Source organism: Leclercia sp. LSNIH1 (genome assembly GCF_002902985.1).
In the GTDB taxonomy this organism is placed as follows: Bacteria; Pseudomonadota; Gammaproteobacteria; order Enterobacterales; family Enterobacteriaceae; genus Enterobacter.
In genome coordinates this window covers 2,575,970-2,596,363 of sequence record NZ_CP026167.1, presented here as the reverse complement: position 1 = coordinate 2,596,363, position 20,394 = coordinate 2,575,970, and the positions used below count along the sequence as shown (strand labels likewise).

Below are 20,394 nucleotides of genomic sequence, written 5' to 3'. Positions count from 1 at the left end.
CTGGCTCCATGTTTAACTTATGCGCCGTTTTTCAGAGCCTCAAGATATTCCCAGCGTTCAAATGCCTCTTCCAGCGCCTGCTCAGCCTGGGCCATATCGGCCAGAACTTTTTGAGTATAGTCATGCGGCTGGCTGAAGAATGACGCGTCTGCCACCTGAGCCTGCAAACTTTCCAGACTGGCTTCGAGCTCTTCCAGACGCTGCGGCAAGCCTTCCAGTTCGCGCTGAAGGTTATAGCTTAATTTGGCCGTGGTGCGTTTGCTATTTTCTGCTTTTGGAACAGCAACTTCCGCTTCCACCTTCGCTTTTGACTGTTTTGTCGCCTGCGATTGTGCCTGCTGCCCACGGGCATCGTGATAACCGCCCACATACTGACCAATTCGCCCCTGGCCTTCGAAGATCCAGCATTCGGTGACGGTGTTATCCACGAACTGACGATCGTGGCTGACCAGCATCACAGTTCCCTGATAACTATCAATCAGTTCTTCCAGAAGTTCCAGCGTTTCAACGTCAAGATCGTTGGTCGGTTCGTCAAGAATAAGCAGGTTGCTGGGTTTCAGGAACAAACGCGCCAGTAACAGGCGGTTACGCTCCCCACCAGAGAGGGCGCGCACCGGGGTCATCGCCCGTTTTGGATGGAACAGGAAGTCCTGCAGATAGCCCAGCACGTGGCGCGGCTTACCGTTCACCATCACTTCCTGCTTGCCTTCGGCGAGGTTGTCCATCACCGTTTTATCCGGATCCAGCTCAGCGCGGTGCTGGTCGAAGTACGCCACTTCGAGCTTGGTACCGCAGTGGATGCGGCCGCTATCTGCCTTAAGTTGATCCAGCATCAGCTTCAGCAGCGTGGTCTTACCGCAGCCGTTCGGGCCGATAAGGGCGATTTTGTCGCCGCGCTGCACCTGGGCGGAGAAGTCCTTCACCAGCACCTTGCCGTCGACCTGGTAGTTGACGTTCTCCATCTCAAAGACGATTTTGCCTGAACGGCTCGCCTCTTCGACCTGCATCTTCGCGCTGCCCATCACCTCGCGGCGTTCGCTGCGCTCGCGGCGCATCGCTTTCAGGGCACGGACGCGGCCTTCATTACGGGTACGACGCGCTTTAATGCCCTGACGGATCCACACCTCTTCCTGCGCCAGCTTGCGGTCGAACTCTGCATTTTGCAGCTCCTCTACCCGCAGGTTTTCCTCTTTTTCCAGCAGATAGGTGTCGTAATCCCCCGGATAGGTCACCAGCTTGCCGCGATCGAGATCGACAATACGGGTCGCCATATTGCGGATAAACGAACGGTCATGAGAGATGAAGATGATGGTGCCGTTGAAGGTTTTCAGGAACCCTTCCAGCCAGTCAATGGTTTCGATATCCAGGTGGTTGGTCGGCTCATCAAGCAGCAGCACTTTCGGCCCGCTGACCAGCGCCCGGCCCAGCGCCGCCTTACGCAGCCAGCCGCCAGAAAGAGAGGCCAGCGGCATGTCCGCTTCCAGACCTAACTGCGCCAGCACTTCGTTGATGCGGTTTTCCAGCTGCCACAGGCCATGATGATCCAGCAGCTCCTGCAGGCGCGCCATCTCATTCAGGTTTTTGGTGCTGGGATCGGTCATCACCAGATGTGAGATCTCGTGGTAGCGCTTCAGGTATTCGGCCTGCTCTTCGATGCCTTCGGCGACAAAATCGTAGACGCTGCCCTGAACGTTGCGCGGCGGATCCTGCTGCAGACGCGCCACAACCAGATCCTGTTCGTAAATAATGCGCCCGTCATCCAGCCCCTGCTCGCGGTTGAGGATCTTCATCAGCGTCGATTTTCCGGCGCCATTACGCCCCACCAGACAGACACGTTCGTTATCTTCGATATGCAGCTCAGCATTATCGAGAAGCGGCGCGTCGCTGAACGACAGCCACGCCCCATGCATACTAATTAATGACATTTACTTTTCCTTTCAGACCGCGGTAATCAGCCAGCAGTTATGGATCTGACGGTTACGGGCAAAATCCTGGGACAGGGTTTTTTGACTGATCTCTTGTGCTTTCAGCCCCAGCTTTTCCAGCCCTTCATGATCCATGCGGAAACCGCGTTTGTTGTTCGAGAACATGATCGTGCCGCCTTTACGCAGCATACGTTTGAGATCTTTCATCAGCGCAATATGGTCGCGCTGGACATCGAAAGACTCTTCCATGCGTTTGGAGTTAGAGAAGGTCGGCGGATCGATAAAGATCAGATCGAACTGCTCTTCGGTTTCACGCAGCCAGCCCAGCACGTCAGCCTGCAACAGGCGGTGCGCGCGGCCGGTCAGGCCGTTAAGGCGCAGGTTGCGCTCCGCCCACTCCAGATAGGTGCGGGACATATCCACGGTGGTAGTGGTACGCGCACCGCCCAGGCCGGCATGTACGCTGGCGCTGCCGGTATAGGAGAAGAGGTTCAGGAAGTCTTTACCTTTACTCATCTGGCCCAGCATGCGGCGGGCAATGCGGTGGTCGAGGAACAGCCCGGTATCGAGATAGTCGGTGAGGTTCACCCACAGGCGCGCGTTGTATTCGCCTACTTCGATAAACTCGCCCTTGCTGTTCATCTTCTCATACTGGTTTTTACCCTTCTGACGCTCACGGGTTTTAAGGATCAGTTTGTTTGGCGCAATATTCAGCACGCTGATGGTCGCGGCAATAATATCAAGCATACGCTGACGGGCTTTCTGCGGATCGACGGTTTTAGGCGGGGCATACTCCTGCACAACCACCCAGTCGGCGTAGCGATCGACCGCCACGTTGTATTCCGGCAGATCGGCGTCATACAGGCGATAACATTCAATGCCTTCCTGCTTCGCCCATTTTTCAAATTTCTTCAGGTTCTTGCGCAGGCGGTTGGCGTAATCTTCCGCGATGGTGGCAGGTTTGCTGTCCGCCTCTTTCTCGGCCAGATGGTAATTTTTCTGCACACAGTCCAGCGGACCGTTTTTGGCCTTGAACTGGCGCTCGGCGCGCAGTTGCAGGCAGCTCAACAGCTCAGGGGAGGCGCTGAACAAAGAGAGGTTCCAGCCGCCAAACAGATCCTTCATGGTGCGCCCCAGCAGGCTATGCAGGGCAATCAGCGCAGGCTCGCTGTCCAGACGTTCGCCGTAAGGCGGGTTGCTGATTACCGTGCCGTACGGGCCTTTTGGCAGCGGATTGGTGAGCTGGGAAACGTCTTTAACCTCAAAGGCGATCAGCTCGCCGATCCCGGCGCGGCGGGCGTTGCTGCGCGCGCGTTCAATGACGCGGGCGTCGCTGTCAGAACCATAGAAGCGGGATTCATAGGCTGCCAGCCCGGCACGTGCGCGCGTCTGGGCTTCGGCTTTTACCTCCTGCCAGATGGCCTCGTCGTGCTGAGCCCAGCCCTTAAAGCCCCACGCGCCGCGATGCAGGCCAGGCGCGCGGTCGGTTGCCAGCATCGCCGCTTCGATAAGCAGGGTACCGGAACCACACATCGGATCGAGCAACGGCGTACCCGGCAGCCAGCCGGAACGCATCACGATGGCGGCCGCCAGGTTCTCTTTGATCGGCGCAATACCGGCACGATCGCGGTAGCCGCGCTGGTGCAGGCCTTCGCCACACAGATCCAGCGCAATGCTGGCAACTTCTTTATTCAGGCGAACGTTGATGCGCAGGTCCGGATTTTCACGATCGACGTTCGGACGCTCCAGATTTTTGCGCGTGAAACAGTCGACGATGGCATCTTTGACCTTCAGCGCCCCGTACTGGCTGTTACGGATCTCATCGTTCAGGCCGCTGAAGTGCACGGCAAAAGTGGCGCCTGGGGCAAAAATCTCTGTCCAGTCGATAGTCTGCACGCCAATATAAAGATCGAGATCGCTATAAACCTTGCACTCTCTCATCGGCAACATGATGCGTGAGGCCAGGCGGCTCCACATCAGGCTCTGGTAAATAAGCCGCGTGTCGCCCTGAAAATGGACACCACCCTGAACCACCTGGCACTCTTGCGCGCCCAGATTTTCCAGTTCAGTTTTTAACAGCTCTTCCAGCCCACGGGCCGTACTGGCAAACAGAGAATTCATATCGTCACTTTTACTCTAAGAAAATTGCTGCGCATTATAGCCAATCTGGGCTCTATGTCATAAAGTTGAGGGCTTATTTTCATTTGAGGGCTGCGCCGTGGCGACGTTATCCAGGCTTTTCATTCATCCGGTTAAATCCATGCGCGGTATTGGGCTCACGCATGCCCTTGCCGATGTCAGCGGTTTTGCCTTTGATCGCATTTTTATGGTCACAGAGCTGGATGGCACATTTATTACCGCACGCCAGTTCCCGCAAATGGTTCGCTTCATCCCGGCGCCGGTTCAGGATGGTCTCCATCTGACTGCGCCGGATGGTTCCAGTAGTATCGTCCGTTTCAGCGATTTTGCGCCAGCGGATGCGCCCACCGAAGTCTGGGGCAACCACTTTACCGCCCGTATCGCCCCGGACGCGATCAACCGCTGGCTGAGCGAATTCTTTTCCCGCCCGGTTCAGCTCCGCTGGGTTGGGCCGGAGCTGACGCGACGCGTGGCTAAGTTTGCCGCGGTGCCGCTCTCTTTTGCCGACGGATTCCCGTATCTGCTCACAAACGAAGCCTCGCTGCGCGACCTGCAACAGCGCTGCCCGGCCAGCGTGCAGATGGAGCAGTTCCGCCCGAACCTGGTGGTGACAGGCGCTGCCGCCTGGGAAGAGGACACCTGGAAAGTGATCCGCATCGGCGAGGTCATTTTTGACGTGGTGAAACCCTGCAGCCGCTGCATCTTTACCACCGTCAGCCCGGAGAAAGGGCAGAAACACCCGGCTGGCGAACCGCTAAAAACCCTGCAATCTTTCCGCACCGCGCAGGATAATGGTGATGTCGATTTCGGCCAGAACCTGATCCCGCGCTCCAGCGGAGTGATCCGCGTGGGCGACGAGGTGGAGATCCTCTCGACCGCCCCGGGCCGTCTCTACGGTGCAGGCGCCGAAGAAGAGGCCAGCGACGTGGAAGTGCAGCCTGCAACGGCGGTGACCATCCAGTGGCAGGGGCAGACCATTCGCGGTAACAATCAGCAGGTGTTGCTGGAGCAGCTTGAACAGGCCGGGATTCGCGTGCCCTACTCCTGCCGTGCGGGGATTTGCGGATGCTGTCGCATTACGCTGGTTGAGGGGGAAGTGAGCGCGCTGAAGAAATCGGCCATTGGCAGCGACGGCACAATCCTGTGCTGTAGCTGCGTACCGAAAACGTCGTTACAACTCGAGGCTTAAACGGCCTGTTCCAGGCTGAAGCTGACCGGTTGCGGTTTCAGCCTGTCATTCATCACTTTAATCGGGTCGCCCAACTGCATGGTGCGCCCGGCAATGGTCACCGCGGGCTGCGCCAGTAAACAGAGCGCAGCGTTGTCGCCCGGCTCCACCACCAGCAAATTCACCTGCTCACCATTTTCGCTCAGGCTGACACAGGCGGCATCACCGATAACCGGCGTCCAGCGTTCACCGTGGGCGAGAAAGTGCCAGCTTTTTGGCATCTGGGGTTTGAGGAAGCGGATCGCCACCAGCGCATTGAGCACCAGTTCAGCACGCTGCTCTTTCGACAGTTCCAGGTCACGGCACTTCTCTTCAAAAGAGAAATAGAGTGCGGCATCATCGACGCAAAAACCGGTATCGGCAAAGGCGTCCGGGGTTAACATCCGGCGGGCAAAACGCGAACGAAACAGCATACCATTGGCCAGATCGAGCATCATACGATCGTGCTCTTCGCAGAAATACCAGCGCCAGTTATCGTCAGGTTTAATTCGCATCTGTCTCTCCCGTGCCCGAAACGTCCTGTCGTAAGAAAGTCCTTATTGCCGCTTCGTTTTTTTAACCTCAGTAATCAAAGACTACTATGTCTAATAAAGCAACAGTCCGGGAATATAAAACAACCAGAGCTGGAAATAAAGCCCTGGTTGTCAGTCATGCTAAAAGGTTAGAGGTGATTAACGATTTCTTTAATCAGCGGCGGACCTTTAAAAATAAAGCCGGAATATATCTGAACAAGCGAAGCGCCAGCAGCCATTTTTTCACGGGCGGCGATGACTGAATCAATCCCGCCAACCCCAATAATCGGTAAGCGGCCATTTAATTCCTGCGACAGACGACGAATTATTTCGGTGCTTTTTAACTGCACCGGGCGTCCGCTCAAGCCACCCATTTCATCGCAGTGCTTCATCCCCTGAACTAAAGTGCGGTCGAGCGTGGTATTGGTAGCGATAACACCATCAATATTATGACGAACTAAACTGTCGGCCACCTGAATCAGCTCTTCTTCACTCAGATCCGGCGCAATTTTAACGGCGACCGGCACATATTTATGGTGCGTCGCCTGGAGTTCATTTTGCTTATTTTTGATGGCGGTTAATAAGTCGTCCAGCGCTTCGCCGTATTGCAGGGTACGCAGACCTGGCGTGTTAGGCGAGGAGATATTCACCGCAATATATCCGGCATAAGCGTAGACTTTCTCCATGCAGATCAGGTAGTCATCTTTGCCCTGCTCGACCGGCGTGTCTTTATTTTTGCCGATATTAATGCCTAATACACCGTCGAAATGGGCCTTTTTCACATTTTCAACGAGATGATCGACACCGAGATTATTAAACCCCATGCGGTTAATCAGCCCCTCGGCTTCTACCAGGCGGAACAGGCGTGGCTTGTCGTTACCCGGTTGCGGACGCGGTGTGACGGTACCAATTTCGATGGAGCCGAAGCCCATCGCACCCAGTGCATCAATGCACTCGCCATTTTTATCCAGCCCTGCCGCCAGACCCAATGGGTTTTTAAAGGTTAACCCCATACAGGTGACCGGCTTATCCATCACTTTCTGGCGCACCAGCGCTTCGAGCGGGGTTCCCGTAATACGGCGTAACTGCTGGAATGTTAATTCATGAGCGCGCTCAGGATCGAGCTGGAAAAGGGCTTTACGAACGAAGGGGTAGTACATGAACTCTCCTGGATTCCCGGTGTGCAAACCGGGGGCGTATTATCTGCGATCGCAGCGGGAAAGGGAATTGACCTGAGGCAAAAAAAGCCCCGTGCCGCGCAATCGTTTACTTTTCACTCCTCCTTTATTCAATTTTCGGCATTTATCTTGCGGATAAATCATTTAGCGGAATAAGCCAGCGGTGCCACACTGCCAACAAATGTTATCAATGTTAGATAAAAGCGAATAATTGGTTATAAGGAGCATCTATGCGCGTCATTACGTTGGCCGGCAGTCCGCGATTCCCTTCCCGCTCCAGCGCACTGCTGGAGTACGCCCGGGAGCAGCTTACCTCTCTGGATGTGGAGGTGTTCCACTGGAATCTACAAAATTTTGCCCCGGAAGATCTGCTCTATGCCCGCTTCGACAGCCCTGCGCTGAAGGCGCTGAATGAACAGTTAAAAGAGGCCGATGGGCTGATCGTCGCCACGCCGATCTATAAAGCCTCGTTCTCCGGTGCCCTGAAAACCCTGCTGGATCTGCTGCCGGAGCGCGCGTTAGAGGGCAAAGTCGTCCTGCCGCTGGCGACGGGCGGCACTGTGGCCCACCTGCTGGCGGTGGATTACGCCCTGAAACCGGTGCTCAACGCCCTGAAAGCCCAGGAGATCCTGCACGGCGTCTTTGCCGATGATTCTCAGGTCATCGATTACCAGCACAAGCCGCACTTTACCCCAAACCTGCAAACCCGCCTCGACAGCGCGCTGGAGACCTTCTGGCAGGCGCTGCATCGCCGCGACGTGCAGGTTCCAGCCTTTGGTCTTCAGAAAGGAGTCGCCCATGTTTAAATCCCTCGCACGCCTGAGTCTGGCAGGTCTGGTGGCTCTCTCCGCCCTGGCGCATGGCGCTGAGCCCGCACCCGACAATCTGCGTATTGGCTATCAGAAAGGCAGCGTCAGTATGGTGCTGGCGAAAAGCCATCAGCTGCTGGAAAAACGCTACCCGGACACCAAATTCTCCTGGGTCGAGTTCCCGGCCGGCCCGCAGATGCTGGAGGCGCTGAACGTAGGCAGTATCGATCTCGGCAGCACGGGCGATATCCCGCCAATTTTCGCCCAGGCCGCCGGCGCGGATCTGCTTTACGTCGGCGTTGAGCCGCCAAAACCGAAAGCCGAAGTGATCCTGGTGCCTGAAAATAGCCCGATTAAGAGCGTGGCGGATCTGAAAGGCCACAAAGTGGCTTTCCAGAAAGGCTCCAGCTCCCACAACCTTTTACTGCGCGCGCTCCAGCAGGCTGGCCTGACCTTTCAGGATATTCAGCCGGTCTACCTCTCCCCGTCGGATGCCCGCGCCGCTTTCCAGCAACAGAATGTCGATGCCTGGGCTATCTGGGACCCTTACTACTCTGCGGTGCTGCTGCAGGGGGGTGTGAGAGTACTGAAAGATGGCGAAACCCTGAAACAGACCGGCTCTTTCTACCTTGCCGCACGCCCCTATGCCGAGAAGAACGGTGCCTTTATTCAGGGCGTGCTGGATACCTTTAGCGAAGCGGACGCCCTCACCCAGAGCCAGCGTCAGGCCAGTATCGCCCTGCTGGCAAAATCGATGGGTCTGCCGGAGCCGGTCATTGCTACCTACCTTGACCATCGCCCGCCAACCGTCATCAAACCGGTGGATGCGAAAATCGCCGTGTTACAGCAGCAAACCGCCGACCTGTTTTACGACAACCATCTGGTACCGAAAAAAATCGTTATTCGCGACCGCATCTGGCAGCCCACTGCCTCGAAAGGAGATAAATCATGAGTCTGAATCTGTTCTGGTTTTTACCTACCCACGGCGACGGTCATTACCTTGGCACCGACGAGGGTGCTCGTCCGGTGGATCATGCTTATCTCCAGCAGATCGCCCAGGCCGCCGATCGGATTGGTTTTACCGGGGTGCTGATCCCGACAGGTCGTTCCTGCGAGGATGCGTGGCTGGTGGCGGCGTCGATGATCCCGGTGACCCAACGCCTGAAGTTTCTGGTGGCCCTGCGTCCCAGTGTGACCTCCCCGACGGTGGCCGCACGCCAGGCCGCGACCCTCGACCGTCTGTCGAATGGCCGCGCCCTGTTTAACCTGGTGACCGGCAGCGATCCGCAGGAGCTGGCGGGAGATGGCGTCTTTTTGGATCACACCGCGCGGTACGAAGCCTCCGCGGAATTCACTCAGGTCTGGCGTCGTCTGCTGGAGGGGGAGAACGTCACCTTCGAGGGCAAGCATATCCATGTGCGTGACGCGAAACTCTACTTCCCGCCGATCCAGCAGCCGCGTCCACCGCTCTATTTTGGCGGTTCATCGGACGTTGCCCAGGATCTGGCCGCCGAGCAGGTGGATCTCTACCTCACCTGGGGCGAGCCGCCGGCGCTGGTAAAAGAGAAAATCGAACAGGTGCGCGCCAAAGCCGCGGCGTTGGGTCGTAAAGTCCGCTTCGGTATTCGTCTGCATGTGATTGTGCGCGAAACCACTGAAGAGGCGTGGCAGGCCGCCGACCGCCTGATTTCGCATCTGGACGATGACACCATTGCCAAAGCGCAGGCCGCCTTTGCCCGCACCGACTCCGTGGGGCAACACCGAATGGCCTCCCTGCACAACGGTAAAAGAGAGAATCTGGAGATCAGCCCGAACCTGTGGGCGGGCGTCGGCCTGGTGCGCGGCGGCGCAGGTACCGCCCTGGTGGGGGATGGCCCGACCGTGGCGGCGCGCATTAATGAGTACGCTGACCTCGGTATCGACAGCTTTATTCTCTCCGGTTATCCGCATCTGGAGGAGGCGTACAAGGTGGGTGAACTGCTGTTCCCGCATCTGGATGTCGCCATTCCGGAGATCTCGCAGCCGCAGCAGCTGTTGCAGCAGGGCGAAGCGGTCGCCAACGAATTTATTCCGCGTAAAGTCGCCCAGAGCTAAGGAGAACGCATGGCTCATTCTTCCCGAAAATGGCTGCTGCGCATTGCACCCTGGCTGCTTCCCGCAGGCATTGTGCTTATCTGGCAACTGGCCTCCTCCGTGGGCTGGCTCTCCAGCCGCATCCTGCCGTCGCCGGAGGGCGTTGTGGAGGCGTTCTGGTCGCTGAGCGCCAGCGGCGAGCTGTGGCAGCATCTGGCGATCAGCGCCTGGCGCGCGGTGATTGGTTTTTCCATTGGCGGGTCGATTGGCCTGACGCTGGGGCTGATCAGCGGCCTCTCCCGCTGGGGTGAGCGTCTGCTGGACACCTCGATTCAGATGCTGCGCAACGTGCCACATCTGGCGCTGATCCCGCTGGTGATCCTCTGGTTTGGTATCGATGAGACGGCGAAGATTTTTCTCGTCGCCCTCGGCACGCTCTTCCCGGTCTATATCAACACCTGGCACGGCATCCGTAATATCGATCGCGGGCTGGTGGAGATGGCGCGCAGCTACGGTTTGTCCGGCTTCGCCCTGTTTATCCAGGTTATCCTGCCGGGCGCCCTCCCCTCCATTATGGTCGGCGTGCGCTTCGCCCTCGGTCTGATGTGGCTGACGTTAATTGTGGCGGAAACCATCTCCGCCAACTCGGGTATCGGCTACCTGGCGATGAACGCCCGCGAATTCCTGCAGACCGACGTGGTCGTGGTGGCCATCGTTCTCTACGCCCTGCTCGGCAAACTGGCGGATGTCAGCGCCCAGTGGCTGGAACGCCGCTGGCTGCGCTGGAATCCGGCCTACGCGATAAAGGAGGCACATGCATGAATACAGCTCGCTTAAACCAGGGGACGCCGCTGTTGCTCAATGGCGTGACCAAACGCTACGGCGAAAACACCATTCTGAACGAACTGGAGCTGCATATTCCCGCCGGGCAATTCGTGGCGGTGGTGGGCCGCAGCGGCGGTGGCAAAAGCACCCTGCTGCGCCTGTTGGCCGGGCTGGAAGCGCCAAACAGCGGCGAACTGCTGGCCGGGAACACCCCGCTGGCGGAGATCCAGGACGATACCCGGATGATGTTCCAGGATGCCCGACTGCTGCCGTGGAAACCGGTAATCGATAACGTGGGGTTGGGGCTGAAAGGCGACTGGAAAGCGCAGGCATTACAGGCGCTGGTCGCCGTCGGGCTGGACAATCGCGCCGGGGAGTGGCCTGCCGCCCTGTCAGGGGGACAGAAACAGCGCGTGGCGCTGGCCAGAGCGCTGATCCATCGCCCGGGGCTGTTGCTGCTGGATGAGCCGCTGGGGGCGCTGGACGCCCTGACGCGGATTGAGATGCAGGAGCTTATCGTCTCGTTATGGCAGGAGCACGGCTTTACGGTGCTGTTGGTGACCCACGATGTGAGCGAAGCCGTGGCCATGGCGGACCGGGTACTGCTCATTGAGGAGGGCAAGATTGGGCTGGATCTGACGATTGACCTTCCTCGCCCTCGCCGGGTGGGTTCGGCACGGCTGGCGGAGCTGGAAGCGGAGGTCCTGGATCGGGTGATGAAGCGTGGGGTAACGGAGCGGCAGTTGATTACGGCTAATGCCTGATGCCCTCACCCTGACCCTCTCCCACAGGGAGAGGGAGGGTAACCGTAGGCCCGGTAAGCGTAGCGCCACCGGGCATCAGGCCGCACAGCACTGCCGGGTGGCGGCTTCGCCTTACCCGGCCTACAAAACAGAACCCAGGCCGGACCCGGCTTTCTGTCAGGCCAGCGCCTTGCTGATCTTCTCGTAGAGATCGCCGGAGAGGTTCTCCAGCCCTTTCAGCTGCTCCAGCGCGGCACGCATCTTCGCCTGACGCTTCTCATCGTAGCGTTTCAGACGGATCAGCGGCTCAATCAGACGCGACGCTACCTGCGGGTTACGGCTGTTGAGCTCGGTCAGCATCTCCACCATAAACTGGTAGCCGCTGCCATCTTCCGCATGGAAGGCGGCCGGGTTGCTGCTGGCAAAGGCGCCAATCAGGGAACGGACGCGGTTCGGGTTGCTGAGAGTGAACGAACGGTGATTGAGCAGGCTGCGCACCTTGTTCACCACATCCGCCGCCGGGCTGGTGGACTGCAGAATGAACCACTTGTCCATTACCAGACCATCCTGATGCCATTTGTCGTCATATTCCTGCATCAGGGCATCACGGCACGGCAGCTCTGCGGCAACGCTGGCAGCCAGCGCAGCCAGCGCATCGGTCATGTTGTCGGCCGTGTGATACTGCTTGCTGACCAGTTCATCGGCGAGCGCCGTCTCCCCAAATGCCAGGTAGCGCAGGCAGGTGTTACGCAGTGAGCGTTTGCCAATATCGGCATGCTCAACCCGATAGGCGTCCAGTTTGTGGTGGTTGTAGACCGCCAGGAACTCATCCGCCAGCTCGGTTGCCAGGGTACGGGTCAGGGCCTCACGCACCGTCGCGATAGCGATCGGATCGATAATCTCAAACAGCTCGGCGATTTCGTTTACCGACGGCAGGGTAAGGATTTCAGCCGCCAGCGCCGGATCGATCTTCTCATCTAACAGAATGGCGCGGAAGGCGTCGGCAACATGCGCCGGTACCGACAGCGGCTGCCCCTGCTGATGACGATTGACGTTCAGCTTGATATAGGTCGCCAGCAGGCTCTGCGCCGCATCCCAGCGGGAGAAGTCATTGCGTGCATGACGCATCAGGAAGGTCAGCTGCTGATCGCTCCACTTGTACTCCAGCTTAACCGGCGCGGAGAATTCGCACAGCAGCGCAGGTACCGGCTGGAAATAGACGTTATCAAAGATGAAGGTCTGCTCGGCCTGAGTCACGTTCAATACGTTATGCACCGGATGGCCGCCTTTTTGCAGCGGGATCACCTTGCCTTCGTTATCGTACAGCTCAATGGCGAACGGAATATGCAGCGGATGCTTCTCTTCCTGTTCAGCCGTTGGCGGCGTGCGCTGGCTGATGGTCAGGGTGTACTGCTCGGTTTCCGGGTTGTAGTCGTCTTTAACGGTCACGATCGGCGTACCGGCCTGGCTGTACCAGCGGCGGAAGTGAGAGAGATCGATGTTAGAGGCATCTTCCATCGCCTGAACGAAATCGTCGCAGGTGGCGGCGCTGCCGTCATGGCGTTCGAAATAGAGCTGCATCCCTTTCTGGAAATTCTCTTCGCCCAGAAGGGTGTGGATCATACGAATAATTTCAGAACCCTTTTCATACACCGTCAGGGTGTAGAAGTTGTTCATCTCAATCACTTTATCCGGGCGGATCGGGTGCGCCATTGGGCTGGCGTCTTCGGCAAACTGCAGGCCGCGCATGGTGCGCACGTTATTGATGCGGTTCACCGCCCGCGAGCCGAGATCGGAGCTGAACTCCTGATCGCGGAAGACGGTTAAGCCCTCTTTCAGGCTCAGCTGGAACCAGTCACGGCAGGTGACACGGTTGCCGGTCCAGTTATGGAAATACTCGTGGCCGATGACGCGCTCGATATCGAGGTAGTCTTTATCGGTGGCGGTATCGGTACGCGCCAGCACATATTTGGAGTTAAAGACGTTGAGGCCCTTGTTCTCCATCGCACCCATATTGAAGAAGTCGACGGCGACGATCATATAGATGTTGAGGTCATACTCGAGACCGAAACGCTCTTCATCCCACTTCATGGAGTTGATAAGCGAGGTCATCGCCCACGGGGCGCGGTCGAGGTTGCCGCGATCGACAAACAGCTCCAGCGCCACTTCACGGCCTGAACGGGTGGTGAAGGTGTCGCGCAGAACGTCAAAATCACCCGCCACCAGCGCAAACAGGTAGCACGGTTTCGGGAACGGATCCTGCCACTGCACCCAGTGACGGCCATTTTCCAGCTCGCCCTCGCCCACGCGGTTGCCGTTGGAGAGCAGGAACGGATAGGTGGCTTTATCGGCGATGATTTTGGTGGTAAAGCGGGCCAGTACATCCGGGCGGTCAAGATACCAGGTGATGTGACGGAAACCTTCAGCTTCACACTGGGTGCAGAGCGCCACGCCCGACTGGTATAACCCCTCCAGTGCGGTGTTAGACGCCGGGCTAATCTCGTTAACGATGCGTAACGTAAAACGTTCCGGCAGGTTATCCAGCACCAGCTGGTTATCTTCTTCTTTATAGTCGGTCCATGGGGTGTCATTTACCTGCACCGACACTAAGGTCAGGTCTTCGCCGTCAAGACGCAGCGGCACCGCCGTGGCGTTGTGACGCGTCACCTGGCTTACCGCCGTCACAACGGTTTTTGTGGCATCCAGGTCAAAAGTCAGATCGATATCGCTAATCAGGTAATCCGGCGCACGGTAGTCGTGGCGGTATTTGGCTTGAGGCTGTTGTGTCATAGAAAACCTTTTGCATCGTTTGTCGAATAACGAACCAGTCTATTCCTGTTGTCTAAATCGCGCTATGCAGAATGTTCATCTTTTCAGTCACAAACACTCTATTTGCTACATTTTTATAACACGCGGCACGAAATGCTCTCGACCCTGAACCAGGCTTATGGTGTGATCGGGGTTCAATAAATCGCTAAACAAGGTATACTCCAGCGGTTTCATTAGTCGTTTATTGTACTAAACGCTCCCGTGAGAGGATGCTACTGCGCACCTATGACTCAATTCGCTTCTCCTGTTCTGCATACGCTGCTGGATACCGACGCGTACAAACTGCATATGCAGCAAGCCGTTTTCCACCAATACCACGACGTACAGGTCGCGGCTGAATTCCGCTGCCGTGGTGACGATTTGCTGGGGATCTATGCTGACGCCATCCGTGAGCAAGTCGACGCAATGCAGCATCTTCGTCTGCAGGATGATGAATTCCAGTGGCTTTCCAGCCTGCCCTTCTTTAAAGAAGATTACCTTCAGTGGCTGCGCAATTTCCGCTACGACCCGAAACAGGTCAACATCAGCAACGATAATGGCAAGCTACATATTCGCCTTGAAGGTCCGTGGCGGGAAGTGATCATGTGGGAAGTGCCCCTGCTGGCGGTAATCAGCGAGCTGGTGCACCGCTTCCGTTCACCGGAGGCGAGCGTTGAGCTGGCTCTGACGACGCTGGAACAGAAGCTGGTTGATTTTGCCCGGCTGACCGACTCGCTGGATATGTCGCGTTTCCGTCTGATGGATTTTGGCACCCGTCGCCGTTTCTCCCGCGAGGTGCAACAGGCCATTGTCGAGCGTTTGCAGCAGGAGCCGTGGTTTGTCGGCACCAGCAATTACGATCTGGCCCGCCGTCTGAACCTGACCCCAATGGGCACCCAGGCGCACGAGTGGTTCCAGGCGCATCAGCAGATCAGTCCGGAGCTGGCGACCAGCCAGCGTGCGGCGCTGGCCGCCTGGCTTACAGAGTATCCGGCGCAGCTCGGCATCGCCTTAACCGACTGTATTACCATGGACGCCTTCCTGCGCGATTTCGGGCCTGAGTTCGCCAACGCCTATCAGGGGCTACGCCATGACTCCGGGGATCCGCTGGAGTGGGGTGAGAAAGCGATTGCCCATTATCAAAAGCTGGGCATCGACCCGATGAGCAAAGTGCTGGTCTTCTCAGATAATCTCGACCTGCCAAAAGCGGTAGGCCTGTACCGACACTTCTCCTCGCGCGTAAATCTGGCCTTTGGGATCGGCACCCGTCTGACCTGCGATATTCCGCAGGTAAAACCGCTGAATATCGTGATTAAGCTGGTGGAATGTAACGGCAAGCCGGTGGCGAAGCTCTCCGACAGCCCGGGCAAAACCATTTGTCATGACAAAGCCTTCGTGCGGGCACTGCGCAAAGCGTTCGACCTGCCTCAGGTAAAAATCGCCAGCTAATCTCTTCGGGGAGCCTGCCGCGCTCCCTTCTCTTATTTATTTCCTATTTCTTCTCTTATGATTGCGAAATCTGCTTGTCTGATGGCGGATGCCAGGTAACATAGATATCCCCCTGTTTAGGGGGATACAGATTTTATTTTTGGACAACATAGAGAGACTATTATGAGCGTTGTGCCTGTAGCCGACGTACTCCAGGGCCGCGTAGCCGTTGACAGCGAAGTCACCGTGCGCGGATGGGTGCGTACCCGCCGAGATTCAAAAGCTGGCTTTTCATTCCTCGCCGTCTATGACGGTTCCTGCTTTGATCCTGTACAGGCCGTAATTAATAATTCTCTGCCCAATTACAATCAGGAAGTGCTGCGTCTGACCACGGGTTGCTCCGTTGTCGTCACCGGTAAAATCGTGGCTTCTCAGGGCCAGGGTCAGAGCTATGAACTGCAGGCCACCTCCATTGAAGTGACCGGCTGGGTTGAAGATCCAGATACCTACCCGATGGCGGCAAAACGCCACAGCATCGAGTATCTGCGCGAAGTGGCTCACCTGCGCCCGCGTACCAACATGATTGGTGCCGTGGCCCGCGTTCGTCATACGCTTGCACAGGCGCTGCACCGCTTCTTCGACGAGCAGGGTTTCTTCTGGGTCTCCACGCCGCTTATCACCGCCTCTGATACCGAAGGCGCAGGCGAGATGTTCCGCGTCTCCACGCTGGATATGGAAAACCTGCCGCGCACGCCAGAAGGCAAAGTGGATTACGACAAAGATTTCTTTGGTAAAGAGGCCTTCCTGACCGTGTCTGGCCAGCTGAACGGCGAAACCTACGCCTGTGCGCTGTCTAAGATCTACACTTTCGGCCCGACCTTCCGTGCTGAAAACTCCAACACCAGCCGCCACCTGGCAGAATTCTGGATGCTGGAGCCAGAAGTGGCCTTCGCCGATCTCAATGATGTTGCGGGCCTGGCAGAAGCGATGCTGAAGTATGTCTTCAAGGCCGTGCTCACCGAGCGTGCAGACGACATGAAATTCTTCGCCGAGCGCGTCGACAGCGATGCGATTGCCCGTCTGGAGCGTTTCGTCTCTGCTGACTTTGCGCAGGTGGATTACACCGATGCCGTCGCGATCCTCGAGAAATGCGGTGAGAAGTTCGAGAACCCGGTTTACTGGGGCGTTGATCTGGCTTCCGAGCATGAACGTTACCTGGCCGAGAAACACTTCAAGGCGCCAGTAGTAGTTAAAAACTATCCGAAAGACATTAAGGCGTTCTATATGCGCCTTAACGAAGATGGCAAAACCGTTGCCGCGATGGACGTGCTGGCGCCGGGCATCGGTGAAATCATCGGGGGTTCTCAGCGTGAAGAGCGTCTGGATGTGCTGGATGCGCGTATGGCTGAAATGGGCCTCAACAAAGAGGACTACTGGTGGTATCGCGATTTACGTCGCTATGGCACCGTGCCGCACTCCGGTTTCGGGCTCGGCTTTGAGCGTCTGATTGCCTATGTCACCGGTGTTCAGAACGTGCGTGATGTTATTCCTTTCCCGCGTACTCCGCGCAGCGCAACGTTCTAATCCCGTAATACTCAATGGCCAGCTATGCTGGCCATTATTTTATCCTGCCGTGTCAACTTGTGTCAGTTGAAAGTCAGCATCTTTAAAGCGCAACCCCGCCAGATCCTCTACAGTGTTACGCTTTATTTCCATGAAACATCTTTGAATAAAAAATAAACCCTATTCTTATTGCGCCTAATATCTTTCTTAAGCATTAGCACATTTTTCGCACAAACTCCCGGCTATCCAGACGTCCATCTCCAGAAATAAGAAAAATTGTTCGCTAATGCTTCGGATCATAAAAAAAGTCATTATCTGAAATTAAGATAAGCAATTCATATAGATAGAATATGTGAAGCTTTAAATTTAGCCATTCAACTCTGAACTTTGAGGTGCCTCACAAAGTTCCTTAAAATTCACATTTAGTTACACATATTTTCTTATTGTAACCGATTTTTTATGTTTGTAGCACTTTCAGGCTAGCGAAACCGCTATTTGAATGGAAAGTTGCCTGTCAGACACATAAAGACACCAAACTCTCATCAATAGTTCCGGAAATATTTATTGACAGAATTTATTGACGGCAGTGGCGAGTGTCATAAAAAAACCAATGAGGGTAATAAATAATGATGAAGCGCAATATCCTGGCAGTGGTTATCCCTGCCCTGCTGGCAGCCGGTGCAGCTAACGCAGCAGAAATCTATAACAAAAACGCTAACAAGCTGGACTTCTACGGTAAAGCTGTAGGTGAGCACATCTGGACCACCAACGGTGACACCAACAACGGTGATACCACCTATGCGCGTATCGGCTTCAAAGGTGAAACTCAGATTAATGACCAGCTGGCCGGTTACGGTCAGTGGGAATACAACATGGACGCTTCTTCCCAGGAAGGCGCTCAGGGCACCAAGACCCGTCTGGCATTCGCAGGCCTGAAAGCTGGTGACTACGGTTCATTCGACTACGGTCGTAACTACGGCGTGTTCTACGATGCGCTGGCTTCTACCGATATGTTCGTTATCTGGGGCGGTGACTCCCTGGCGGCAACCGACAACTTCATGACCGCACGTAGCACCGGTCTGGCTACCTACCGTAACTCTGACTTCTTCGGTCTGGTTGACGGCCTGGCAGTAGGTCTGCAGTATCAGGGTAAAAACGAGTCTGGCCACACCATCAGCCGTCAGAACGGCGACGGCGGCAGCTACTCTCTGGGCTATGACTTCGCTGAAGGCTTCAACGTAACCGCAGCCTACTCTAACTCTGACCGCTCTACTGCGCAGAGTGCAGACAATAAAGGCGAACGTGCTGAAGGCTGGGCAACCTCCCTGAAATATGATGCAAACAACCTGTACGCAGCAGTAATGTACGGCGAATCTCAGAACATGACCCGTGAAAACGACGGCGAGTTCGCGAACAAGACTCAGAACGTTGAAGCTGTGGTTCAGTACCAGTTCGACTTCGGTCTGCGTCCATCCGTGGGTTACGTACAGTCCAAAGGTAAAGATCTGACTGGTCGTAACGGTTTCTCCGGCGGCGATGCTGACCTGGTGAAATACGTAGAAGTGGGTACCTGGTACTACTTCAACAAGAACATGAACGTGTACGCTGCGTACCGCTTCAACCTGCTGGACGACAACAACTACACCGAAGCAACTGGCCTGTCTACCGACGACCAGGCGGGTGTAGGTATCGTTTACCAGTTCTAATCAGTACACCACTTTGTTATATGTCTAAAAAACAGGGCTTCGGCCCTGTTTTTTTATGCCTGAAAGCAAAAAATGGCGACTTTTGAAAAGCCGCACGCTTTTTGTAGCAAACGGTTGGCATTTTGTAGAACTATCGTTAACCTGATAGCGGATTTCACTTCCGTAACCACAATGGAACTTCGTCATGTTTGAGAACATTACCGCCGCCCCTGCCGACCCTATTCTGGGCCTGGCCGATCTGTTTCGTGCCGATGACCGCCCCGGGAAAATTAACCTGGGTATTGGTGTCTATAAAGATGAGACCGGCAAGACCCCGGTACTGACCAGCGTAAAAAAAGCTGAGCAGTATCTGCTGGAAAATGAAAATACCAAAAACTACCTCGGCATCGACGGTATTCCGGAATTTGGTCGTTGCACCCAGGAACTGCTCTTCGGCAAAGGCAGCGCGATTGTCAGCGATAAACGTGCCCGCACGGCACAGACCCCTGGCGGTACTGGCGCACTGCGCGTGGCAGCGGATTTCCTTGCCAAAAACACCAGCGTAAAAACCGTCTGGGTGAGCAATCCGAGCTGGCCGAACCACAAGAGCGTCTTTAACTCTGCGGGTCTGGAAGTGCGTGAATATGCTTACTACGACGCGGCCAACCACTCTCTGGACTTCGACGGCCTGCTGGCCAGCCTGAGCGAAGCGCAGGCGGGCGATGTGGTGCTGTTCCACGGCTGCTGCCATAACCCAACCGGCATTGATCCGACGCTGGAGCAGTGGGAACAGCTGGCGAAACTCTCCGTAGAAAAAGGCTGGCTGCCGCTGTTCGACTTCGCGTATCAGGGCTTTGCCCGTGGTCTGGAAGAAGATGCAGAAGGCCTGCGCGCTTTCGCAGCAGTCCATAAAGAGCTGATTGTTGCCAGCTCTTACTCCAAGAACTTCGGCCTCTACAATGAGCGCGTTGGTGCCTGTACGCTGGTGGCGTCTGATGAGCAGACCGTTGACCGTGCGTTCAGCCAGATGAAATCCGTTATTCGTGCTAACTACTCTAACCCGCCGGCTCACGGTGCGTCTGTAGTGGCGACTATCCTCAGTAATGACGCCCTGCGCGCTATCTGGGAGCAGGAACTGAACGACATGCGTCAGCGTATTCAGCGCATGCGTCAGCTGTTTGTGAACACCCTGGCAGAAAAAGGGGCTGATCGCGACTTCAGCTTTATCATCAAACAGAATGGCATGTTCTCATTCAGCGGCCTGACCAAAGAGCAGGTTCTGCGTCTGCGCGAAGAGTTTGGCGTCTATGCGGTGGCATCAGGTCGTGTTAACGTGGCGGGGATGACGCCGGATAACATGGCGCCACTGTGCGAAGCGATTGTCGCAGTGCTGTAAAAACGCTAAGCCGGGCGCACTGCGTTTGCCCGGCCTACGTGTAGGCCCGGTAAGCGTAGCGCCACCGGGCAATTAAAAAAGC

General features: G+C 56.2%; 15 protein-coding genes. 10 read left to right on the top strand and 5 right to left on the bottom strand.

The window, feature by feature from the left end:
• Positions 1-17: 17 nt before the first annotated feature.
• Together C2U54_RS12710 and rlmKL are read right to left on the bottom strand one after the other, a co-directional pair.
• Positions 18-1,925: an ABC transporter ATP-binding protein gene (locus C2U54_RS12710; RefSeq protein WP_103178951.1), complete on the bottom strand. Its 1,908-nt coding sequence runs from the start codon at positions 1,923-1,925 to the stop codon at positions 18-20.
• A gap of 12 nt (positions 1,926-1,937) precedes the next feature.
• A complete protein-coding gene (rlmKL, locus tag C2U54_RS12705; protein ID WP_103178950.1) occupies positions 1,938-4,046 on the bottom strand; it encodes a bifunctional 23S rRNA (guanine(2069)-N(7))-methyltransferase RlmK/23S rRNA (guanine(2445)-N(2))-methyltransferase RlmL in 2,109 nt (702 codons plus the stop codon).
• Between the two features lie 97 nt (positions 4,047-4,143).
• Here rlmKL and C2U54_RS12700 point away from each other — a divergent pair, with 97 nt between their 5' ends.
• A complete protein-coding gene (locus C2U54_RS12700; protein WP_103178949.1) occupies positions 4,144-5,253 on the top strand; it encodes a YcbX family protein in 1,110 nt (369 codons plus the stop codon).
• On the opposite strand, the gene zapC is transcribed toward C2U54_RS12700, so the two are convergent.
• Both zapC and pyrD read right to left on the bottom strand, forming a co-directional pair.
• On the bottom strand, positions 5,250-5,786 hold the full coding sequence (zapC, locus tag C2U54_RS12695; protein WP_103178948.1) for a cell division protein ZapC: 537 nt from the start codon (positions 5,784-5,786) through the stop codon (positions 5,250-5,252). The two genes, C2U54_RS12700 and zapC, sit on opposite strands and share 4 nt — an antisense overlap.
• A 167-nt stretch (positions 5,787-5,953) precedes the next feature.
• Positions 5,954-6,964, bottom strand: a complete 1,011-nt coding sequence (gene pyrD, locus C2U54_RS12690) for a quinone-dependent dihydroorotate dehydrogenase (RefSeq protein WP_103178947.1) — start codon at positions 6,962-6,964, stop codon at positions 5,954-5,956.
• Between the two features lie 248 nt (positions 6,965-7,212).
• Between pyrD and ssuE the strand changes: the two genes are divergently transcribed.
• The 5 genes from ssuE to ssuB are packed head-to-tail and all read left to right on the top strand — an operon-like array spanning position 7,213 to position 11,453.
• Positions 7,213-7,788 (top strand): NADPH-dependent FMN reductase, encoded by a 576-nt coding sequence (gene ssuE / locus C2U54_RS12685; protein ID WP_103178946.1) that lies wholly within the window; start codon positions 7,213-7,215, stop codon positions 7,786-7,788.
• Positions 7,781-8,743 (top strand): sulfonate ABC transporter substrate-binding protein, encoded by a 963-nt coding sequence (locus tag C2U54_RS12680; RefSeq protein WP_103178945.1) that lies wholly within the window; start codon positions 7,781-7,783, stop codon positions 8,741-8,743. The genes ssuE and C2U54_RS12680 overlap by 8 nt, the downstream gene beginning before the upstream one ends.
• Positions 8,740-9,885 (top strand): FMNH2-dependent alkanesulfonate monooxygenase, encoded by a 1,146-nt coding sequence (gene ssuD / locus C2U54_RS12675; protein ID WP_103178944.1) that lies wholly within the window; start codon positions 8,740-8,742, stop codon positions 9,883-9,885. The genes C2U54_RS12680 and ssuD overlap by 4 nt, the downstream gene beginning before the upstream one ends.
• A gap of 9 nt (positions 9,886-9,894) precedes the next feature.
• The gene (gene ssuC, locus C2U54_RS12670; protein ID WP_103178943.1) at positions 9,895-10,686 is read left to right on the top strand and encodes an aliphatic sulfonate ABC transporter permease SsuC; all 792 of its coding nucleotides are present in this window, start codon (positions 9,895-9,897) and stop codon (positions 10,684-10,686) included.
• Complete coding sequence (gene ssuB, locus C2U54_RS12665) at positions 10,683-11,453, top strand: aliphatic sulfonates ABC transporter ATP-binding protein (RefSeq protein WP_103178942.1); 771 nt, start codon at positions 10,683-10,685, stop codon at positions 11,451-11,453. Before ssuC ends, ssuB begins: the two co-directional genes overlap by 4 nt.
• Before the next feature lie 156 nt (positions 11,454-11,609).
• Here ssuB and pepN read toward each other — a convergent pair whose 3' ends face one another.
• Entirely contained in the window at positions 11,610-14,222 is a 2,613-nt protein-coding gene (gene pepN, locus C2U54_RS12660; RefSeq protein ID WP_103178941.1) for an aminopeptidase N, read from the bottom strand.
• A 264-nt stretch (positions 14,223-14,486) separates the two neighbouring features.
• Here pepN and pncB point away from each other — a divergent pair, with 264 nt between their 5' ends.
• The 4 genes from pncB (at position 14,487) to C2U54_RS12635 (ending at position 20,312) form a co-directional block, all read left to right on the top strand.
• Positions 14,487-15,689: a nicotinate phosphoribosyltransferase gene (gene pncB, locus C2U54_RS12655; protein ID WP_103178940.1), complete on the top strand. Its 1,203-nt coding sequence runs from the start codon at positions 14,487-14,489 to the stop codon at positions 15,687-15,689.
• A gap of 162 nt (positions 15,690-15,851) precedes the next feature.
• Positions 15,852-17,252 carry an asparagine--tRNA ligase gene (asnS, locus tag C2U54_RS12650; RefSeq protein ID WP_103178939.1) on the top strand — a complete coding sequence of 467 codons (1,401 nt, stop codon included), beginning with the start codon at positions 15,852-15,854 and terminating at the stop codon, positions 17,250-17,252.
• 605 nt (positions 17,253-17,857) lie between these two features.
• Positions 17,858-18,937, top strand: a complete 1,080-nt coding sequence (locus tag C2U54_RS12640) for a porin (protein ID WP_103178938.1) — start codon at positions 17,858-17,860, stop codon at positions 18,935-18,937.
• Between the two features lie 184 nt (positions 18,938-19,121).
• A complete protein-coding gene (locus tag C2U54_RS12635; RefSeq protein ID WP_103178937.1) occupies positions 19,122-20,312 on the top strand; it encodes an amino acid aminotransferase in 1,191 nt (396 codons plus the stop codon).
• Positions 20,313-20,394 lie beyond the last annotated feature (82 nt).